Genomic DNA, 21,564 nt, shown 5'->3' on the forward strand with positions numbered 1-21,564 from the left:
TAAGCTTGAATGACTTTTAATTTTAACTCTTTTGAATGCTTCGGAATTGGCATAGGGCACACCTCATAAGTTTAAAAAGTCTAACTTATGGGGTGCAGTTCAGGACGGGAGGGGGACGCCCCGCGCGTGCTGGTTCTACGAGTCCAGTCTGTCAACCCCCTTTCGTTCTACCACCCTAAATTAATTCGCGGTAATCTGGTGGTAGAACTCCATTTTTTAAGGAGTTGACTATGCCACTTTTCAAACTCATTTTCTCTCTTATTTAACTTTTTTATTGATTTAAAATTTGGTTTTTTACGTCCTATTTTTTAAATTTATAAATTATTTTTTATTTTAAAATTTTAATTATTTTATTTTCCTGTATGCATAGGAGGATTAATTATTACCTAAAAAATTATTTTAATTTTTAAAAAGATTATATTTTTATTCTACTCATAGATACAAATCATTATGAGAATAATATGACAATTTATAAACCTTTTTTGGCTTTAAGTTTTTTTCTAGTGAGCTTGGGTATTTCAGGCTGTAACCTCCACACTCAGCAAGAGTTTGAAAAAATTTGCCTGTCGGGTGGGCATAGCAAGACCAGTTGCGAATGTATTTACCAGCGACTCGAACAAACCTACTCCCCAAAACTCATGCAGCGCCTAGAACATGTCAGTTTGCAAAGTCCTGTTCTCCCACAGGACTTTGCCCCTACTTTTTTAAGCACCATGCAGCGATGTGACAAAAGTAGTCTGGGCTAAGCGTTGGCTTAGCTCTTTATCTCTGTGTCGCAATGGTTTATTACTTTAAATCAGCGCAAAAAATTAAAGTCTGTTGTGGCACAGAGGCCTAAGTTTTTTGATTTGCCGATCTAGCATATTGAAAAATCAGATCAATTTTATAACCAATCAAGTTATGCTGTGCTTACATTCAACTTTTGAACATTTATTAGAATGAATTACACATGGGATGAATTTGAGCAAAGACTTATCACATATAGAAATGCATGGATTGATCTGGCAAGAATTTTAGATGCGTATGAGCATCAAATAAAAGAACTTCTTCAACAAATTCAATTATTAACTTATGAAGATTCTTTGCCTGTATTTAATCAGTTATATGAAATACAAGATCATTTAGCTACTGCCAAGTTTCGCTATGACCTCGACTTAAATGAAGCTTTAGATATATTCGTTTATCATTTCGATAGAGATGACAAAGCGCTGATAAGCCAATATTGGTACAAAAAATTCAAGCAAAACAAAGATATTCTTTGGCCTTTACCCCAAGATGAATAGTAGCTTGTACGTTTTAACCTACAAACTTTTAAGGTTTTTGCGGATTGGCGATGCCCTACTTTTTTCCTAATATGAAGTCATACAGGAACAGGATGTTCCGGAACACAAAACAACAATAATATGTTCAAGCACCAGGAGCGTGAGATACGACAGGAGTCATATCTAATCACCAAATACGAAAAAGCCCGACAGGAAGTCGGGCTTTTTTATATCTGAATATTAGGAAATATTAGGATTTAAAAATTTCAGGCAAACTATCTACAAGAATATTAGGAATATTGTTTGGATACACAATCTCATCTGTTTGGCTTAGCTCATCAAACGTCCACCAACGGCTTTTACTAATCACAAACTTTTCTTGTTCAGTCCAGTTTGCTGTATTCACTTCTTCATTTTTAATAAAAACAATAAAAAGCCTTTCATCAGAAATCACAACTTCTGCACTAGGTAGCATCATTTCAAAATTGCGTGTTGCCACATGAGTACCTACATTTTGCCTTACTATACCTAACTCTTCATAAAGCTCTCGGCAAGCTGCTTGTTCGAAGGTTTCCCCTTCTTCAAGACCTCCACCTATGGTTGCCCAATGTGATTGTCCAGCTAAGGCATCATTTGTATGAGTGAATTGAAATAAGAGGATTTGATGATTTTCATTAATGACTAATAGTCTTGAAGATTTTCTAATACGCATTTGATTTTTTCTTAAAGCAACAAGATGGCTATTATTCATATTCACTTTGAAAAGTTAAATCATTTCTCTATGTACGTTTTATCCTACAAACTTTTAGGGATTTTGCGGATTGGCGACACTCTGCTTTTTTCCTAATATGAAGTCATACAGGAACAGGATGTTCCGGAACATAAAACAACAATAATACGTTCAAGCACCAGGAGCGTGAGATACGACAGGAGTCATATCTAATCACCAAATACAAGAAAGCCCGACAGGATGTCGGGCTTTTTTTATAGTCTAAAATTATCTGGTAATTAGTTTCCTATCTTCTTCTAACCACCAACGCTGAGCATAAATTAAAGGGTCATTCATTAAGATCATCTCAAGTGCCTGACTAATTTGATTTATCTTATCGGATATATCTATTTTCTTAAAAAATCCTTTCCGAACAATAGGATTAAAAGGATTTATAAACACTAAAAATCCATTATCAAACTCCGCGTAATGGTTACATCCAATCCAAATATCTTTAAATTCATCATTCTTGAAAGGGATCAAATATCCCCAGTCTTCTTTTATAAAATCTGATACATCAAAGCCAGAATCAATTAATCTATTTGATAAATACTGAGCTAGTCTGTATCCCCAAATATGTTCTTCTTGACCAATTTCATTAGGAACACGGGGAAAATGATCTGAACGAAATTCAATATGTGTTTTTAAAGTCATTTTGATTATTCTTTTGCAAATGTACTGATATTCTCTGAATTTAATATATTTTCTTAGTTACAAAGGACTATGCGCCTGTTCTTGCTTTTTATGGCGAATCCAACGCACCACCCAAATAACCGCAATCAGCACCACTATTGCAACAAGCGCAGGCACCAGCATAGCTGAAACTGAAAGTAAGATTGCTCCAATCCACTCCCCTGTCGCCACAATAAAGTTCCCTAAACCACCCGTGGTCGCAGTTGAAACACCACGTGCAGCAACGGTACTCATTTGCACCACACCTGCCGTACCACCACCGACAATAATGGCTGCTGCCCAACTGGCAAACTGAGACATTTCTCCACTGCTAACCGCCATTGTCGCTAACGTACCCGCGATCATCGCCGCAGGGGTTGCGACTGTGTCTAAGGCATTATCGACCCACGGGATATAGTAAGCTGCAACTTCACACACCGTTGCCACGCCTAAAGCCAAACACACCGATGGCAGAGCTAACCACTCAAAGCCTTTTGATGGCTCAAACCATCCCATCATGGTGGCGATGCTCATGACCAGTAGCGGCACAAACACGCGAAAACCGCAGGCAGCGCTCAGGCCCACACCAATACATAAACCCAATATCGTTTCCATAACGGTTTCCTTCTTTATGCCCATCACGGGTCTTGTTATGTAAGTCTTATTTTTAAATTAACAAAAAGCCCCATCGGGTGACAGGGCTTTTTGTTAAATGCGAACGCAAATATTATTTCATTCTTAACGTTTAAATTGCGTGCAGTAGCATTTTGTGCAAGGTGGTAAAGGGTCGGTATTAATTTCTAAAAACACTCTATGTCCGCACTGAGCACAGAAATAGAAGCCTGTTCCGGGTTTTTCGCCAGCTGTTACCATGATTACATTCCTATAATCGTATATATATTAAACAGGAATATAACCCACTTAAAGTGAATGTCAATTGTCCATTTCGCCCGATGATGATGGCATAAATGCAAAAAATGTTATTTGTACGATTTATCTTACACAGATTTAGGGATTTAGCGGATTGGCTACCCTCTGCTTTTTTTCTAATATGAACTCATACAGGAACAGGATGTTCCGGAACATAAAACAACAATAATAGGTTCATGCATCAGGATCGTGAGATACGACAGGAGTCATATCTAGCAACCAAATACGAAAAAGCCCGACAGGATGTCGGGCTTTTTATATGCTCAATTTATAAAATTAGATTTTTGGGATTCACAAATGTAATTTTAGTTATATCTTGCTAAAAGTTTTTCTGTCCATTCTTTATCAAGTTTTTCAAGTTTCTTTTTAGATAACCCCTTACTCCAAAAATATTTCTTGTACTCTGAATGTTTTAAATAATTAGATAATCGCTTTGCTCTCAGATAACTTATACTAGAATTTAATAGGAAATGTTCTTGTTCTATTCTAATTCTATTTTTCTTCCCAGAATTGATCTTAGCATCAGCTGCGGCTTTTAAATCATCTGGTGGTAAATCCTGTAATCTGGCAGCTTCAGCCCATAATAAATCAATTAAGATTAAACACCGTCTTTGAGTTCCAATATGATATACAAACCAATTTTGTACTTCTTCTCGTACTTGTTTATGTCTATACAATAAGTTTTTATTTATTATCGCATCATCTGTTCCGAAATCATAATAATAGTCACTTTCAAGCAATATTCTTAAAGGACGACTATGTCTAAGAATAGTAGTACCTAAAATTGGATAAACAGACTGAATTGTTAAACTTCCTTGTAAAATTCTAATACAGATATCACTCATTAGAGCCGATACATCTCTCACAGCATCTCTAGCCCATATAGTAGGTTTTTCTCTCCTTGAAGATAGAAGATTAGAATTTAATTTAATAATTTCTTCTGCATCAAGTATTTGATAATATTCATCTAAATCTCTCCCTAAATATACTAAACAACCAAATTTTACTTGATAATCAAACCATCTTTTCCGGTATACTTCTAAAACTTCTATATCTTGATTTCTTTTTTGACTACGCAATAAATATAATTGGCCAATCAAAACTAGTATTTGAATAATTCCAATTAATGCCAATAGGACTGTTGCAAATGCTGTAAGAGTATTATTGTCCACTAAAACTAAAACCATAAAAAAACCCCATCATCAAGATAGGGCTTTTTTTGAACAATATCAATAATGTTTAACTAAAGTATCAAGCCACTTGGCCTTCTAAAAAGTCTTGCGCAAAACGCTGTAATACACCGCCCGCTTCATATACAGAAACTTCTTCTTCTGTATCTAAACGGCAAGTCACAGGCACTTCAAGAATCTCTTCTTTACCATCCGCTGTGGCACGTTCAATCACTAAAGTTAAAGTCGAACGCGGCGCAATATTACCAATCACGCTATAAAGCTCTGTACCATCTAGTTTTAAAGTCTTACGGTTTACACCCGGTTTAAACTCAAGCGGTAACACGCCCATACCCACCAAGTTAGTACGGTGAATACGCTCAAAACCTTCTGCCACAATCGCTTCAACACCTGCAAGGCGTACCCCTTTTGCAGCCCAGTCACGGCTTGAACCCTGACCATAATCAGCACCCGCAATAATAATTAACGGCTGCTTACGGTTCATGTAGGTTTCAATTGCTTCCCACATGCGCATCACTTCGCCTTCTGGCTCTACACGCGCTTTTGAACCTTGCTTAATGGTACCGTCTGAACGGCGAACCATTTCGTTATAGAGTTTCGGGTTTGCAAATGTTGCACGTTGTGCAGTCAAGTGGTCACCACGGTGCGTTGCGTATGAGTTAAAGTCTTCTTCTGGTACGCCCATTTTGTGAAGGTATTCACCCGCAGCCGAGTCCATCAAAATCGCGTTTGAAGGCGACAAATGGTCGGTGGTGATGTTGTCACCCAAAATCGCAAGCGGACGCATGTTCGCCAAAGTACGTGGTGCAGCCAACGCCCCTTCCCAATATGGTGGACGGCGGATGTAAGTACTTTGCGGACGCCAGTCGTAAAGTGGGCTCTTCGCTTGTTCAACTTCGCCCAAGTCAAACATTGGAATGTAGACTTTACGGAACTGTTCAGGCTTCACGGCTTGCTTAACTAACGCATCAATTTCAGCGTCAGATGGCCAGATGTCTTTCAGGTAAATCGGGTTACCTTCTTTGTCATAACCTAACGCATCTTTTTCGATATCAAAACGGATCGTACCAGCAATTGCATATGCCACAACAAGCGGTGGAGATGCCAAGAACGCTTGTTTTGCATATGGATGGATACGGCCATCGAAGTTACGGTTACCAGAGAGTACTGCGGTTGCGTACAAGTCACGGTCAATAATTTCTTGCTGAATAGCTGGATCTAACGCGCCAGACATACCGTTACACGTTGTACAAGCATAAGCCACAATACCAAAACCAAGTTTCTCTAAGTCTTTTAGAACACCTGCTTCTTCAAGGTAAAGTGCAGCCGCTTTTGAACCCGGTGCAAATGATGATTTCACCCAAGGTTTACGAACCAAACCAAGTTCATTCGCTTTACGTGCCAACAAACCTGCCGCCACGGTGTTACGTGGGTTAGAGGTGTTGGTACATGAAGTAATTGCAGCAATAATGATTGCGCCATCTGGCATTAAGCCATCAGAACGGTTTTCAACTACACCCGCAATGCCTTTTTCTTTTAGGTCACTGGTTGAAACACGTGCATGCGGGTTTGATGGACCAGCAATATTACGTGTGACTGTCGATAGATCAAAACGTAGTACACGTGGGTACTCTGCTTTGGTCATTTCAGATGCCCAAAGGCCAATTTCTTTTGCGTACTGTTCAACCAATGCCACTTGAGCATCTTCACGGCCTGTTAGGCGTAAGTAGTCGATTGTGTTTTGGTCGATGTAGAACATCGCAGCCGTAGCACCATATTCTGGTGTCATGTTCGAAATGGTGGCACGGTCGCCCACAGACATACTGTCAGCGCCTTCACCAAAGAACTCAAGGTAAGCACCAACCACACGCTCTTTACGCAAGAATTCAGTGAGAGCCAACACGATATCTGTTGCAGTAATGCCTGCCTGACGTTGACCAACCAACTCAACACCAATAATGTCTGGCAGACGCATCCAAGATGCACGGCCCAACATTACGTTTTCAGCTTCTAAACCACCTACACCCACAGAAATTACGCCCAAAGCGTCTGTATGTGGTGTATGTGAGTCTGTACCGACACATGTGTCTGGGAATGCTACGCCATCACGCGCCTGAATCACCGGAGACATTTTCTCTAGGTTAATCTGGTGCATAATGCCGTTCCCCGCAGGGATCACATCGACATTTTTAAATGCAGTTTTGGTCCACTCAATGAAGTGGAAACGGTCTTCGTTACGGCGATCTTCAACAGCACGGTTTTTTGCAAAAGCGTCTGGGTCAGCACCACCATATTCCACTGCTAAAGAGTGGTCGACAATGAGCTGTGTTGGTACAACTGGATTAACTTTAGATGGGTCACCGCCCTTCTCAGCAATCGCGTCACGCAAACCTGCAAGGTCAACCAATGCAGTTTGTCCCAAGATGTCATGACACACCACACGTGCAGGGTACCAAGGAAAGTCCAAGTCCTGACGGCGTTCAATCAACTGCGTTAAATAAGCAGTTAAGTTCTCGGCATCGGCACGGCGTACCAATTGCTCTGCGAGTACTTTAGAGGTGTAAGGCAGTTTTTCGTATGCGCCTGGCTGAATATCTTCAACGGCTTGACGCACGTCGTAGTATTCAAGCTGGGTACCTGCCAGCGGTTTACGGTATTTTGTGTTCATTAACCACGCTCCGCCAATGGTTTAAATTCAAGGTTTTCAGGGCCTGTGTAGTTCGCGCTTGGACGAATGATTTTGCCGTCTTGGCGTTGTTCAATTACGTGTGCTGACCAACCTGCTGTACGTGCAATTACGAATAACGGTGTAAACATGGCAGTTGGAACACCCATTAAGTGATAGCTCACCGCACTGAACCAGTCGAGGTTCGGGAACATGTTTTTCACTTCTTTCATCACTGCTTCCAAACGCTCAGCGATGAGGTACATTTTGGTATTCTCTTGCGCTTCTGCTAAGTCATGCGCTACTTTCTTGATCACTTCATTACGTGGGTCAGAAACTGTATATACAGGGTGACCAAATCCGATTACAACTTCTTTATTTTCAACACGTTTACGGATGTCAGCTTCTGCTTCGTCTGGATTGTCGTAACGTTGTTGAATCACGAATGCAACTTCGTTTGCACCACCGTGCTTAGGTCCGCGAAGTGCACCAATACCGCCTGTAATTGCCGAGTACATGTCAGAACCTGTACCTGCAACCACGCGTGACGTAAATGTAGATGCATTGAACTCATGCTCAGCATACAAAATAAGTGATGTATGCATCGCTTGAATCCACTCTTCACATGGTTTTTCACCATGAAGTAAGTGCAAGAAATGCGCTGCAATTGAGTCGTCATCAGTTTCAACTTCAATGCGACGACCGTTGTTGCTGAAGTGATACCAATAAAGCAGCATTGAACCTAAGCTTGCCATTAATTTGTCAGCAATGTCTTTTGCGCCCGCTTCATTGTGGTCTTCATGTTCTGGAGTTAAACAACCTAGAACTGAAACACCAGTACGCATCACATCCATTGGGTGTGCAGATGGTGGTAATTGCTCAAGTGCAGTTTTAAGTGCTGCCGGTAAACCACGAAGCGCTTTTAATTTTGCTTTATAAGCTTTGAGTTCAGCTTTGTTTGGTAATTTGCCATGTACGAGCAAGTGAGCAACTTCTTCAAACTCGCTACCTGCCGCAAGGTCAAGAATGTCATAGCCACGATAGTGCAAGTCGTTACCGCTACGTCCTACGGTACATAGTGCTGTGTTGCCTGCAACTTGTCCGCTAAGTGCAACTGATTTTTTTGGTTTGAAGCCTGTTGTTGTTTCATTTGAGCTCATAGAATCATCCTTTATATCAACCAGAATTTGTTGTTTGTTCAATTTTTACTTTGGTGAAAACGCGACAGCGTCTTGCCGAGTTCTCATCCAATTTTTGGATTAACCTGCCGTTCGCCTTACTTTTCACGGATGAAAAGTAAGCAAAAATCCTTGTTGGTCTGACGATATATCCCTATATCGCAGTCCAACGTAGCGGCATCCATGCCGCCCTCACGATAGCCAAGACCATCGCTTCCCCTTCTTTTAAAAGAGAGCTTATTTCTTTTTAGCAAATGCGTTGTCTAAGTAGTCTTCAAACGCGTAGTAGTTAATGCGTTCATATAACTCTTTACGCGTTTGCATAATATCAACCACGTTCTTTTGTGTACCTTCTTTACGTAAGGTTTCATACACAGTTTCGGCTGCCTTGTTCATGGCACGGAAAGCAGAAAGCGGATAAAGCGCAAGGCTTACATCGGCAGATGCTAACTCTTCAGTAGTAAACAATGGTGTAGAACCAAACTCGGTAATGTTTGCCAAAATTGGTACGCCTGTCTTCTGAGCAAATTGCTTGTACATATCAAGCTCGGTAATTGCTTCAGGGAACAACATGTCTGCGCCTGCCTCAATGTAGGCACCCGCACGGTCAATGGCAGCTTGTAAGCCTTCAACCGCTAACGCATCGGTACGTGCCATAATCACGAAGCTGTCATCACCACGCGCATCAACCGCAGCTTTAATACGGTCAACCATTTCTTCTTGAGTCACAATGGCTTTGTTCGGACGGTGACCACAACGTTTTGCACCCACTTGGTCTTCAATGTGCATTGCCGCAGCACCAAACTTAATGAGTGATTTCGTAGTACGTGCAATGTTAAATGCAGAAGCACCAAAGCCTGTGTCAGCATCGACTAATAATGGAAGATCACATACATCGGTAATACGGCGTACGTCTGTCAACACATCATCAAGGTTACTGATTCCTAAATCAGGTAAGCCTAAAGAACCAGCTGCTACACCACCACCTGATAAGTAAATCGCTTTATAACCTGCACGTTTTGCCAAAAGTGCATGATTGGCATTGATGGTTCCCACCACTTGTAATGGCTTTTCTTGGGCTACGGCATCGCGAAATAGCTGACCTGCGGATTGTTTAGCCATTGTTATGTTCTCCTTGTGCTTGTAGCAGTGTTTGCTCAATAATTTTGTAAGAAGCATTGATATGTCGATGCATGAGCAGCTCGGCAAGTTCACCATCGCCTTCTGCAATTGCATCTAAAATACGGATATGTTCGTCCCAAGCTTTGCTCGGTCGATCGGGTGTGTTTGAAAACTGAATTCGGTACATACGGATGAGATGATAAAGCTCATCACATAGCATTTTTTCTAGGGTTTTATTGCCACTACTTTTGATAATGCAGTAGTGAAAATCGTCCTGCCCTTCTTGCAAGTAATATCCTTTACCTGCTTTAAAGTTTTCATCTTCGGCATGCATACGCAAAACATCACGTAGCGCCAAAATTTGCTTTTTATCAATATGCTGTGCCGCAAGTTTGCAAGCCAAACCTTCTAAAGACGCACGAATCTGGTAAAGCTCTTTAAACTGTTGCAGTGAAAGCGAAACCACGCGCGCACCCACATGTGCAGTACGCTCAACCAAACGTTGCCCTTCAAGGCGATGAATCGCTTCGCGCAAAGGCCCACGACTAATACCATAAGTGCGTGCCAGTTCAGGCTCGGAAATCTTGCTGCCTGCCGGAATTTGACCCAAAACAATCGCCGTCTGTATTTGCTTAAATACATGCTCGGTCAGTGTTCTTCCCTGACTTTGTAATGGCTCTGGTGCGAAGGTCAAATCTTGCATATTGTCGACAATTTTTAATCAATTATGAGTTTTATAGCGGGATGAATGAAAAAAATCAAGGTGATTGTTGACACTTTTCAGAACGCATCAGGTCAATTTTTATAGCCTGACCGCTTATATCACCTTATATTTAAACAATTAAACCACTTTCCAATTAATATATATAAAACAGTTACTTAATATTAATTTACCTATAGATTTATGGCACTTTTTTAGTTGCTTTTCGGCCTCTAATCTTTTGTTTCAAACTTTAGTCTACAACCAATGTATTACAGCAAGATTGTAGACAATCTGCTTCAATGAAAGCATAAGTTAGAAATTAGTTTCTATTTACCGTAATTTCTTTTAAATCTTTTTATCATTTTCATCCAGAAAATATCGATATTAGTGAAATTATCAGGTGCTTCACGGTAGCTTTATTGATACATTATTGAGCATCGACATAGTTGTAGCGTATTTTTCGAGACAGAAAAAACCCAGCACTATGCATATTGTTGAATGAAAGGACTTTTTTGATGTTTCAACATATCCCCCCATACGCAGGCGATCCAATTCTCTCTTTAATGGAACAGTTCAATGCTGATACTCGTTCTGAAAAAGTAAACTTGAGTATTGGTCTTTATTATAACGAAGACAGCATTGTTCCTCAGTTAGAGACCATTATCGAGGCGCAAAAGCGTATTGAGCCTAAGAACGGTAAAACCAAACTTTATTTGCCAATGGAAGGCTTCAAACCTTACCGTGAAGCAATTCAAGCACTTTTATTTGGTGCAAACAGCCCAGCAGTTAAAGCTGGCCGTGCTGTAACCATCCAAACGCTTGGTGGTTCAGGTGCATTGAAAGTTGGTGCAGATTTCTTAAAAACTTATTTCCCAAATTCAGACGTTTGGGTAAGCCAACCAACTTGGGATAACCACGTTGCGATTTTCAATGGCGCTGGCATCAAAACTCATTTCTACCCATATTTCGATGCAGAAACGCGTGGTGTAGATTTTGACGGTATGTTGTCTACACTTAAAACTTTGCCTGAGCAAAGCATTGTGTTGTTACACCCATGCTGCCATAACCCAACGGGTGCTGACTTAAACCCAGCGCAATGGGACCAAGTGATTGCAGTATTAAAAGATCGTAACCTTATTCCATTCCTAGACATCGCTTACCAAGGTTTTGGTGACGGTATGGAAGAAGATGCGTATGCAATCCGTGCCTTAGACCAAGCGGGTCTAAACTTCATCGTGAGCAACTCGTTCTCTAAAATCTTCTCTTTATATGGCGAACGCGTTGGTGGCTTAACTTTCGTATGTGACGATGCAGAAGCTGCTCAGTGCACATTCGGTCAGTTAAAAGCGACTGTACGCCGTATTTACTCTAGCCCTCCTACAACAGGTGCTTGGCTAGTTGATGAAGTGTTAAATGACGCTGAACTTAACCAACAATGGCAAGGTGAAGTGAAAGAGATGCGTGAGCGTATTATCAAAATGCGTAGCATCTTGAAAGACGAACTCACTAAAGCATTACCAGACCGTGACTTTAGCTACCTTGTAAACCAAAAAGGTATGTTTAGCTACACAGGTCTAACTGCTGAGCAAGTAGATATCTTGCGTGAAGAATATGCAATCTACTTAGTACGTAGTGGCCGTATTTGTGTAGCAGGTTTAAACATGAACAATGTTTACACTGTTGCTAAAGCGATGGCTGAAGTGCTTGCTAAATCAGTAGAAGCAGCATAAATCATCTATTAAAAAAGGCGCTTCGGCGCCTTTTTTTATGTCTCGATATTACGATTTAGCCTTACCCCAATATTTCAGTTTTGAGGTATGGCCAATACCCACATTAAAGCTATTGGTTGGGTCGAGTTTTTGATAGAAATTGGCTAATGCAGGTTTGGCAATGTAAAGATGCCCAACATTATGCTCTGCCGGATATTCAGCACGGCGCGCATCGAGTAATTTCCACATTTGATGTTCCATTTCTAACGGATCATTACCCTTTTTAAGAATATAGTCCTGATGGAAAACATGACAAAAGAAATGCCCATAATAGAGTTTATGGATGATTTTCTTTTCCATCTCGGCTGGTAATTGCTCTACCCATTCACGGTCATTACGGCGTAGCGCAATATCAAGCGCTACAATATCTTCAACTTCACTACGGTGCGTATCACGATAACGAATTGCCGCCCCTGCAATCGCAAAACGGTGTAAGAACGCCTTTCGACCTTCCTCTTCACTACATACGAAATAGTTGCCTGACTGATGCACTGCAAAATATTCTTTTAAAAACTGCTCGGTCTGAGCTTTTGAATTATTTTCAACACGTAACACTAAATGGTGCTCATAACGATCTCGATATTCGGTCATACGCTTAGGCAAATGACTCGGTAAAAAGAAGGTAATCGCCTGTAAAATCTGGTCTGTTAAACCTTTAATTTTAAATTTTTCTAAAAAGCCATCGACTTTGTCTTTCATCGCGAAAGCTTTTGGAACATTGGCTGTACCAAACTTTTCAATAAATAAGAAGGTGTCTTTTCCGTACTTTTCACCAATCAAATAAGCATCACGGTGAATATATTCGCCCGCAATTGGCAAGCTTGGCAGTGAGGTCAGTAAGTAGCGACGAATAGCCGTTAAATCATCGGCATCATTACTACCAATATAAAAAACACTGCTCTCTACTTTTTCATAGGTATCAAGGCGTACAGCAAACACACAGACCTTACCTGCCGAACCCGAGGCTTCAAACAAACGTGACGGGTCTGCATTAAAACGAGCAGGCGTATCTTCATCGACCTGAGTCACGTCGTGCGCATAGCGATGGTCCGATGCCTGCTTTTCGTTGTCATCTAAAATATCTACGGCTTGGTATTGCTGCTTCTCTAAACGAGTCAAAATTTCTTCGGGTGTCGAGCCCAAATTTACGCCTAAATGATTCACCAGCTCTAATTGACCAGCAGCATTGACCTGAGCATATAATGCCAGTTCCGTATACGCAGGACCACGGCGTACCAGTGCACCACCAGAGTTATTACACACACCACCAAGTACCGATGCACCAATACAAGATGAACCAATCACCGAATGTGGTTCACGATTATAGCCTTTTAAAATTTGCTCTAAATTATCTAAGGTCGCACCCGGTAAACAAATGACTTGCTTGCCGTCATGGATGACTTGAATACCCTTTAAACGGCGGGTACTCATCACCAAAACAGGACGATCATAGTCATCGCCATACGGAGTTGAACCACCGGTCAATCCCGTATTGGCCGCCTGCATAATCACAATACAGTCTGCCTCAATTGCAGCCTGCAACACTTGCCATTGCTCTAGCAAGGTCCCTGGTACAACCACTGCAAGCACTTTCCCCTCACCAAAACGACGACCTTGACGGTACTGACGCGTACTTTGATCATCGGTCAAAACATAAGAACGCCCTACAATATTCTGTAAATGTTCGATCACTGCTTGAGGGGAAAATGTTTGCATGATGGTTTCCTTTTGGTCATCCATACCACATAGTTTTTTTAAATTTAGAGCAACACGACGTAGTCTTACAGGGAAAACTTCGATGTAAGCAGCTCATTGACGCTTAGCACCAGCAGCTAATCTCTAGGTATTAGATTTAATGCAAATTGGCGACGCATTGGCGGCAGGGATGCCGCCTGTTGAGCAACCGTACAAGGAAGTACGGTTTGCTCAACAAAAGGTTTTTTGGTTACTTTTGACCTTTCAAAAGTGACAAATGCCTATACGTAAAACATCAGCAAATCACCAAATTTTGAGGCTGTGCTTACTGCTTCACTTACTATGTTTTAAAGTCCTTGTTTAATCGCCTGTACTAAACAATCCGTATTAATATCCGAAATCGACTTAGCACCCGTTAAGGTCATCGCAACACGCATTTCCTTATCAATTAAATCAAGTAAGTTCGACACACCTTGTCCACCTGCTGCTGCCAAGGCATAAACAAACGCACGGCCAAGTAAAACCGTATCGGCACCGAGCGCCAACATACGCACCACATCTAAACCATTACGAATGCCTGAGTCAGCCAAAATCGCCAAATCACCTTTAACTGCGTCGGCAATTGCAGGTAATGCACGAGCAGATGACATCACGCCATCTAACTGACGACCGCCGTGATTCGACACTACAATCCCATCTGCACCAAAACGCACAGCATCTTTGGCATCTTCAGGATCTAAAATACCTTTAATCACCATTGGGCCATCCCAAAACTCACGAATCCACTCAAGGTCCTTCCATGAAATGGATGGGTCAAAGTTCGAGCCTAACCAGCCAATATAGTCTTCAAGCCCAGTCGGTTTACCTAAATATTTAGAGATATTCCCGAGGTCATGCGGACGTCCCATTAAGCCAACGTTCCATGACCAGTGCGGATGAAACACTGACTGCATATAACGGCGCATCGCAGCATTTGGCCCACTCATACCCGAATGGGCATCACGATAACGTGCACCCGGCACAGGCATATCTACGGTAAACACCAGTGTTGAACAACCCGCCGCTTTTGCACGTTCCAAAGCATTACGCATAAAACCACGGTCACGTAATACATAAAGCTGAAACCACATTGGACGGTTAATTGCAGGTGCAACTTCTTCAATCGGACAAACAGAAACCGTTGAAAGCGTAAATGGAATACCCTTTTTATCGGCTGCCATTGCGGCTTGCACTTCACCACGGCGTGCATACATACCTGTTAAACCTACAGGTGCCAAGGCAACTGGCATCGACAGCGTTTCATTAAACAGTTTTGTCTCTAAACTCAACGCGGACATGTCATTCAGCACACGCTGACGCAATGCAATTTCTGACAAATCTTGTACGTTACGCTTTAAGGTATATTCCGCATACGCTCCACCATCAATATAGTGAAATAAAAAGGGGGGTAAGCGACGTTGTGCCGCAGCACGATAATCATTGCCAGAAGAAATAATCATTTTGAATCAACTCTATTTAAACGGTTTGCACGTTTCTGGCGAGCTTCGTCTTCATCCAGAGAACGCACATGATTAATCACAAATTCAATATGACCGCAGACAGCTTGGCGTGCGGCCTCGGGATCTTTACGATCAATAGCATCCATCACCTGAAAATGCTGCTCGCTGAGCAAGTCACCATTTACGGGGTCGTTATAAACTTTCTTACGCCCTAACAAGACGTTGTATTGCAGCAAATCAAATAGACTTCGCATCATTTGAATCAGCACCACATTGTGAGATGCTTCAGCAATCGCTAAGTGGAATTCAGCATCCGCGACCGCAGCCTGTGCTGAGTCACCCGCATTTTGATGGCGACTAATTTCATTAAAATAATGATGAATTTTGGCGCGATCTTCTGGGGTCGAACGTAACGCGGCATACCATGCCGTCCCCCCTTCGAGCACCAAACGCGCCTCTTGCACATCAAAACGGTATAACGGATCTTCTTCAATCAGGTTACTGATTGGATTCACAATCAGTTGCTGTGGCCATTGTTCAGGTAATTGCTGAATATAAGTTCCATCGCCACGGCGGCTAATCAGTACACCTTGACTATTGAGCTGTTGAATTGCTTCACGCAAAGACGGACGAGAAACCCCTAAGCTAGTTGCAAGCTGGCGCTCGGCAGGCAAACGATCACCTTTTTTCATGTGACGCTCTTCAATTAATGCCTGCAATTTCATGACCACTTGATCGGAGATTCTCATCGCGTTTCCTTCACTGGAGTTATGGAATCATCCACGGAACCAGATATGCCTGAACCGTGATAATGATGCCAACAAAGACAGTGAATATGATGCTATGTTTTACCGTGAAACGGAACAAGTCAGACTCTTTTCCAACTAAGCCTACTGCGGCACAAGCAATCGCAATCGACTGTGGCGAAATCATTTTACCTGTCACACCACCACTGGTATTCGCAGCGACCAATAACACTTCCGGAATACCAATTTGCTGAGCGGTGGTTGCTTGTAATGCCGAGAATAAAGCATTTGAAGAAGTGTCTGAACCAGTAAGGAACACACCAAGCCAACCCAAAAATGGCGAGAAGAAAGTAAACGCATGACCCGTATGCGATAGAGCCAGAGCCAAAGTTGCAGATAAACCTGAATAGTTCGCAATAAAAGCAAATGCCAACACCATACCAATCGAGTAAATCGGTGTTTTTAACTCATTGAGCGTCTCACCGAAGGTTGTTACTGCCTCACTTGGTTTCATTTTTAAGAAAATAACTGTGATGATCGCAGCAATAAAAATTGCAGTACCTGTTGCAGAGAACCAGTCAAACTTATAAATCGCTTCGTATGGTTTCATCTCGGACACAATCGGTGGCATTTTCTCGACCAATTTGTGTAAATACGGCACTTCAAGTTTAAAAATCCAGTGTTCAAGAGCGCCATCTTTTGCAAATAATGCTTTAAATGGCTTAACGCTCCAGATGGTGACCATTACCGTTAAAATAGCAAATGGAGACCATGCCTTTGCAATTTTCCCAATGCTATAACGTTGAACTGTTGTAGGTTGCTGAGTCAAAGTCTGACCCGCTTCAGGTTCAAAACGGAAAATATGTTTTGGTTTCCAAACACGGAATAACAACGTCAGACTGACCAATGAAGCAATTGCTGCGGTAATGTCTGGTAACTCAGGGCCAATAAAGTTAGAGGTGAGATACTGAGCAATCGCAAAAGCACCACCACCGACCAATACCGCAGGCCAAGTTTCCTTAACACCACGCCAGCCATCCATAATTGCCATAATCCAGAACAGCACAATAATGGTTAAAAATGGCAACTGACGACCCACCATCTGGCTAATTTCCATAGTGTCTACACCGGAAACCTGCCCCGCCACAATAATTGGAATACCCATTGCACCGAATGCAACTGGTGCTGTATTTACGATCAAACATAAACCAGCAGCGTAAAGTGGCTTAAACCCTAAGCCGACAAGTAGTGCTGCGGTAATTGCGACAGGAGCACCAAAGCCTGCAGCTCCTTCAAGGAAAGTACCAAATGCGAAACCAACGAGTAACATTTGCAGACGTTGGTCTTCGGTAATAGATAGAATGCTTGAGCGGATAACTTCAAACTGGCCTGTTTTTACCGAAATCTTGTATAGAAAAACTGCCCCGATAATGATCCATGAAATTGGCCATAGACCGTAGAAGAAACCGTAAATGATTGACGCAAAGGCCATTTGACCCGGCATTTGATAGAAAAATAGCGCAATCAGTAATGCAATAATAACTGTGCCCGTACCCGCGATACTGCCTTTTAAACGAAAAACAGCTAAGGCCAAAAAGAAGAAAATAATCGGGATTAATGCAACCGCACTAGACAGCCAAATATTATTTAAAGGGTCATAAAGTTGTTGCCACATATTGAGCATTGTCATCTCCTTGAAATGCCGAGGCGAATTTTTGTACCTTAAAATTTCAACATTCAACACAAATTGGTATGACCAATTAAAATTTAAGTGCAAATGTTTTTCCTTAAACCACAATGCGCATCATAAACACAGTTATTGGCAAGATCAATGATTAAATAATTACCACAATTGGTATGACCAATATAGCCAAGAAAAATCAAGCCATTTCTCATCTATAATTTTTTTTATTCGACTAAAGTCGTAAAAAAGCTTCCTTATAAACTTAAATAAGACCTACAGAAATGAAGTGCAAAATTTGAATATAAAAACTATAAACGTACCAATTTGATGATCTATGTATAATGTGCACACAACTCAAACCACATGTATTGAATTGAATAATGACTACTTTAACGTGTTTTAAAGCTTATGATATCCGAGGCAAACTCGGCACCGAATTGAATGAAGAAATCGCCTATAAAATTGGCCGCGCTTACGGACAAATCTATAAACCAAAAACTGTGGTTGTAGGTTGTGATATTCGTCTAAGCAGTGAGGCTTTAAAACAAGCGACCATCCGCGGTTTAAATGATGCGGGTGTGAATGTGCTTGATTTAGGCATGACGGGTACTGAAGAAGTGTACTTTGCCGCTTTTCATTTAGACGTACAAGGTGGTATAGAAGTAACTGCGAGTCATAATCCAATGGACTATAACGGTATGAAATTGGTTCGAGAAAATGCTCGTCCAATTAGTGCCGATACTGGTTTAAAAGAAATTCAGGCTTTAGCAGAGACCAATAACTTTGAAGAAGTTAGCCAAAAAGGTACAACGCAAAGCTATAACATTTTGCCTGAGTTCGTTGACCATCTACTGACTTATATTGAACCTGCAAAAATCCGTCCATTAAAGTTAGTGGTAAACGCGGGTAATGGTGCAGCTGGTCATGTGATTGATGCCATTGAAGAAAAATTTAAAGCGCTTAACGTACCTGTTGAATTTATTAAAATTCATCATGAAGCAGATGGTACGTTCCCAAATGGAATTCCTAACCCAATTTTAATTGAAAACCGTGACAGTACCCGAAATGCTGTTCTTGAGCATAAAGCAGATATAGGTATTGCATGGGACGGCGACTTTGACCGCTGTTTCTTGTTCGATGAAAAAGGTCAATTCATTGAGGGCTACTATATTGTCGGCCTATTGGCTCAAGCTTTCTTAATCAAACAGTCAGGCGAAAAAATTGTGCATGACCCACGTTTAGTGTGGAACACATTTGATATCGTCGACGAATATAAAGGTGTTGCTGTACAGTCAAAATCGGGGCATGCATTTATTAAAGATGTTATGCGTGAACACAATGCAGTATACGGCGGTGAAATGAGTGCCCATCACTATTTCCGTGATTTTGCTTACTGTGACAGCGGTATGATTCCTTGGTTACTCACCATTGCTCTACTCTCTGAAACAGGACAATCTCTCTCAACACTCGTTGAAAATATGATTGCCAAGTTCCCTTGTAGTGGTGAAATCAACTTTAAAGTAGCCGATACGCAAACTACGATTCAAAAGATTTTCGACTTCTATGCCGATCAAAATCCACAAATTGACCGTACCGATGGTGTAAGCCTCGACTTTGGCGCATGGCGTTTTAATGTCCGTGCTTCAAACACCGAGCCTTTACTACGTCTCAACATTGAAAGCCGTGCAGACCGCCAAGCTCAGCCAATGCAACATTATGTAGATGAGTTGACGGGCTTAATTCAGTCTTAATAATTCCTATATAATAGAGATGGAAATTACTTTTCCATCTCTATTTGAGTATTTTGCATAATCTTATAAGTATGATTATGCCCATCTAAAACATCCTTATTTAGATTTTCATAATCTTTTAACAATACTTTTTTATCAAAATTACACGTTGGATTTTCATTAATAAATTTTTGATGAATGGCGCTATAACAACTTGAAACATCATCAACAAATTGATAGTAATCTGACAACGGTAGTCCTACTAACTTTAATAATTTTGGAGCAACGAAACTTGCAGCAAGATAAGGTTGCTTCAAAGGCTTCTTATCTAATTTATAATTGCTCCACACTACAAACGGAGTCTGGTAATTTTTTAGATTAGTTCGCTCGGGATCATCTTTAAAAAAACCATAGCTATCATAAACTTCTTGGAGATTCGGTAAATGATCACCAAAAGCCACTAAAATTGTTGGTCGATCTATTGTCTTTAAATATTCAGCGAGTTCTTTTAACTTTTGGTTAGCACGCACAGTTCCAGCAGTATAAGTACTTAGTTTTTGTTTTTCAGTTTCAGACAACTCTTTATTAAATTTATAATTTTGTTTACCAAAGCGATCATCATTATACATTGGATGATTTTCGACAGTAATCGCATAAATAAACTTTGGCTGCTGCTCATTTTCTTTTAAAGTAGACTTAATCGAATCAAAAATAAGATCATCTGTGGCCCAGCCCCCTTGATTAAATATGTTACTCCGATCTTTTTGGGCGATCATATTTTCAAGTGATATAAATTTCTCAAATCCTAACTCTGGATATACCTTATTACGATTATAGTAATAACTGTAGTTATTATGCATTGCAACTGTTTGATAACCAATTGATTTTAAATAATAAGGTAAAGCATAAATTGGTTTTTTTAGTTTAGAGACATATAACAATTCATTTGGGAAAAAAGTCGTATTCAGACTCGTAAGCACTTCAAATTCTACATTCGCAGTACCTCCGCCAAAAGTAGGCGACAATAAATTAGATACTTGATTTTGTTGAACAAAAGACAATAAATCTTTCGGAAGCTCATTATCTAATTTGTGTGAATCCCAAAAAGACTCCTCCATTACTACAATAATATTTGGATATTGAGGAGTTTTATTCTCTAACGGATGTAAAATATGATGTTGGTGCAAAATTTGTTGTATCGCTGATTCAGATACTTTGCGACTAGGTAACAATACGCTGGTTACATTATCCAATACTTTAGAAACGTAAAAAGTCACAAATCCATAATCTTGTATCTTCCGGTAGTCACCAACCCAATCATTTCTGGTATTTGGAAATTCCTGCAAGCTAGCACAAATCATAGGTTTTCTTTCAGAAAAACAAGCGCCTGTAGGGTTCCTAATAAAATTTAAGTAAATTAAACCACTACTGATTAGTCCAAAGATAATGATATTAGGGACATAGGTATGAAAAGTGGCTTTACTTTCTTTACGTAGAGCAATTAAAAGTATGATAAGAAAGAAAATAATAAGAGTAAAAAAGATAAGTTGTAAGTGCCAAGGAGTGGCTTTCATTGCTTCTGGAAGTAAAAAAATATCTTCAGGACTTAAATTGCTAAATAAATACTGTTGCTTCTTTTTATTAATAAAATTTAAAAATATAACGAATAATTGGCTTAAAAAAATTGCAGCATATTTACGACCAACCACAATAAAAAATAGTTGAATTACCGCGTAGTTAAAAAGAATTGAAAAAATAGCCTTTTCTGAAATCAAATAGGTATAAAACTTATGCCCAGTTAAATTCATGTCCCATGCAACATATATACCTACACAGGTAGATAAAAAGGCAATAAAGATGAATAACAGTTGTTGACGTAGAAAAACCATGACTGCAAAAAGAGGCTAACGGAATTGTGGCGAATACTAGCATGAAAATAACCGCTACAAC

At 40.6% G+C, this 21,564-nt stretch carries 18 protein-coding genes and 1 pseudogene; 5 read left to right on the forward strand and 14 right to left on the reverse strand.

Features of this window, described 5'->3' with window-relative positions; all coding sequences use genetic code 11:
* Nucleotides 1-461: 461 nt before the first annotated feature.
* On the forward strand, nucleotides 462-746 hold the full coding sequence (locus KNQ97_RS16955) for a hypothetical protein (RefSeq protein ID WP_253612503.1): 285 nt from the start codon (nucleotides 462-464) through the stop codon (nucleotides 744-746).
* 192 nt (nucleotides 747-938) lie between these two features.
* Nucleotides 939-1,283 carry a hypothetical protein gene (locus tag KNQ97_RS16960; protein WP_253612504.1) on the forward strand — a complete coding sequence of 115 codons (345 nt, stop codon included), beginning with the start codon at nucleotides 939-941 and terminating at the stop codon, nucleotides 1,281-1,283.
* Nucleotides 1,284-1,512: 229 nt separating this feature from the next.
* On the opposite strand, the gene KNQ97_RS16965 is transcribed toward KNQ97_RS16960, so the two are convergent.
* The 9 genes from KNQ97_RS16965 to KNQ97_RS17005 form a co-directional block, all read right to left on the reverse strand.
* Nucleotides 1,513-2,013, reverse strand: coding sequence for an NUDIX hydrolase (locus KNQ97_RS16965; RefSeq protein ID WP_001065613.1), 501 nt, complete (start codon nucleotides 2,011-2,013; stop codon nucleotides 1,513-1,515).
* A 246-nt stretch (nucleotides 2,014-2,259) separates the two neighbouring features.
* Nucleotides 2,260-2,685, reverse strand: a complete 426-nt coding sequence (locus KNQ97_RS16970) for a hypothetical protein (RefSeq protein WP_253612505.1) — start codon at nucleotides 2,683-2,685, stop codon at nucleotides 2,260-2,262.
* 57 nt (nucleotides 2,686-2,742) lie between these two features.
* Complete coding sequence (locus KNQ97_RS16975) at nucleotides 2,743-3,318, reverse strand: DUF4126 domain-containing protein (RefSeq protein ID WP_032001036.1); 576 nt, start codon at nucleotides 3,316-3,318, stop codon at nucleotides 2,743-2,745.
* Between the two features lie 123 nt (nucleotides 3,319-3,441).
* Nucleotides 3,442-3,576 carry a zinc ribbon-containing protein gene (locus KNQ97_RS16980; RefSeq protein ID WP_001983336.1) on the reverse strand — a complete coding sequence of 45 codons (135 nt, stop codon included), beginning with the start codon at nucleotides 3,574-3,576 and terminating at the stop codon, nucleotides 3,442-3,444.
* 362 nt (nucleotides 3,577-3,938) lie between these two features.
* On the reverse strand, nucleotides 3,939-4,820 hold the full coding sequence (locus tag KNQ97_RS16985) for a hypothetical protein (RefSeq protein WP_249667245.1): 882 nt from the start codon (nucleotides 4,818-4,820) through the stop codon (nucleotides 3,939-3,941).
* 64 nt (nucleotides 4,821-4,884) lie between these two features.
* The gene (acnD, locus tag KNQ97_RS16990; protein ID WP_001093602.1) at nucleotides 4,885-7,491 is read right to left on the reverse strand and encodes a Fe/S-dependent 2-methylisocitrate dehydratase AcnD; all 2,607 of its coding nucleotides are present in this window, start codon (nucleotides 7,489-7,491) and stop codon (nucleotides 4,885-4,887) included.
* Nucleotides 7,491-8,648: a 2-methylcitrate synthase gene (gene prpC, locus KNQ97_RS16995; protein WP_000097514.1), complete on the reverse strand. Its 1,158-nt coding sequence runs from the start codon at nucleotides 8,646-8,648 to the stop codon at nucleotides 7,491-7,493. Before prpC ends, acnD begins: the two co-directional genes overlap by 1 nt.
* Before the next feature lie 255 nt (nucleotides 8,649-8,903).
* Nucleotides 8,904-9,788, reverse strand: coding sequence for a methylisocitrate lyase (gene prpB / locus KNQ97_RS17000; RefSeq protein ID WP_001118924.1), 885 nt, complete (start codon nucleotides 9,786-9,788; stop codon nucleotides 8,904-8,906).
* Complete coding sequence (locus KNQ97_RS17005) at nucleotides 9,781-10,491, reverse strand: GntR family transcriptional regulator (RefSeq protein ID WP_001153625.1); 711 nt, start codon at nucleotides 10,489-10,491, stop codon at nucleotides 9,781-9,783. The genes prpB and KNQ97_RS17005 overlap by 8 nt, the downstream gene beginning before the upstream one ends.
* A gap of 45 nt (nucleotides 10,492-10,536) precedes the next feature.
* Between KNQ97_RS17005 and KNQ97_RS17010 the strand changes: the two are divergent.
* Both KNQ97_RS17010 and KNQ97_RS17015 read left to right on the forward strand, forming a co-directional pair.
* Nucleotides 10,537-10,671 (forward strand): annotated as a pseudogene (locus KNQ97_RS17010) (hypothetical protein).
* 335 nt (nucleotides 10,672-11,006) lie between these two features.
* Nucleotides 11,007-12,221, forward strand: a complete 1,215-nt coding sequence (locus tag KNQ97_RS17015) for an amino acid aminotransferase (RefSeq protein ID WP_000486246.1) — start codon at nucleotides 11,007-11,009, stop codon at nucleotides 12,219-12,221.
* A gap of 48 nt (nucleotides 12,222-12,269) precedes the next feature.
* Here the strand turns inward: KNQ97_RS17015 and dld are convergent, their stop codons facing one another.
* The 4 genes from dld to lldP all read right to left on the reverse strand — a co-directional run bounded on the left by dld (nucleotide 12,270) and on the right by lldP (nucleotide 17,890).
* Entirely contained in the window at nucleotides 12,270-13,976 is a 1,707-nt protein-coding gene (gene dld, locus KNQ97_RS17020; RefSeq protein WP_001193015.1) for a D-lactate dehydrogenase, read from the reverse strand.
* Between the two features lie 326 nt (nucleotides 13,977-14,302).
* A complete protein-coding gene (gene lldD, locus KNQ97_RS17025) occupies nucleotides 14,303-15,454 on the reverse strand; it encodes an FMN-dependent L-lactate dehydrogenase LldD (RefSeq protein ID WP_000587286.1) in 1,152 nt (383 codons plus the stop codon).
* Nucleotides 15,451-16,203, reverse strand: a complete 753-nt coding sequence (gene lldR, locus KNQ97_RS17030; protein ID WP_001222772.1) for a transcriptional regulator LldR — start codon at nucleotides 16,201-16,203, stop codon at nucleotides 15,451-15,453. Before lldR ends, lldD begins: the two co-directional genes overlap by 4 nt.
* Before the next feature lie 19 nt (nucleotides 16,204-16,222).
* The gene (lldP, locus tag KNQ97_RS17035; protein WP_170324393.1) at nucleotides 16,223-17,890 is read right to left on the reverse strand and encodes an L-lactate permease; all 1,668 of its coding nucleotides are present in this window, start codon (nucleotides 17,888-17,890) and stop codon (nucleotides 16,223-16,225) included.
* A 374-nt stretch (nucleotides 17,891-18,264) separates the two neighbouring features.
* Here lldP and KNQ97_RS17040 point away from each other — a divergent pair, with 374 nt between their 5' ends.
* A complete protein-coding gene (locus tag KNQ97_RS17040) occupies nucleotides 18,265-19,635 on the forward strand; it encodes a phosphomannomutase CpsG (RefSeq protein WP_253612506.1) in 1,371 nt (456 codons plus the stop codon).
* A gap of 26 nt (nucleotides 19,636-19,661) precedes the next feature.
* On the opposite strand, the gene KNQ97_RS17045 is transcribed toward KNQ97_RS17040, so the two are convergent.
* Nucleotides 19,662-21,323 carry an LTA synthase family protein gene (locus tag KNQ97_RS17045; protein WP_253612515.1) on the reverse strand — a complete coding sequence of 554 codons (1,662 nt, stop codon included), beginning with the start codon at nucleotides 21,321-21,323 and terminating at the stop codon, nucleotides 19,662-19,664.
* Nucleotides 21,324-21,564: the final 241 nt, after the last annotated feature.

This window comes from Acinetobacter sp. UC24323 (assembly GCF_024151445.1).
GTDB lineage: Bacteria > Pseudomonadota > Gammaproteobacteria > Pseudomonadales > Moraxellaceae > Acinetobacter > Acinetobacter baumannii.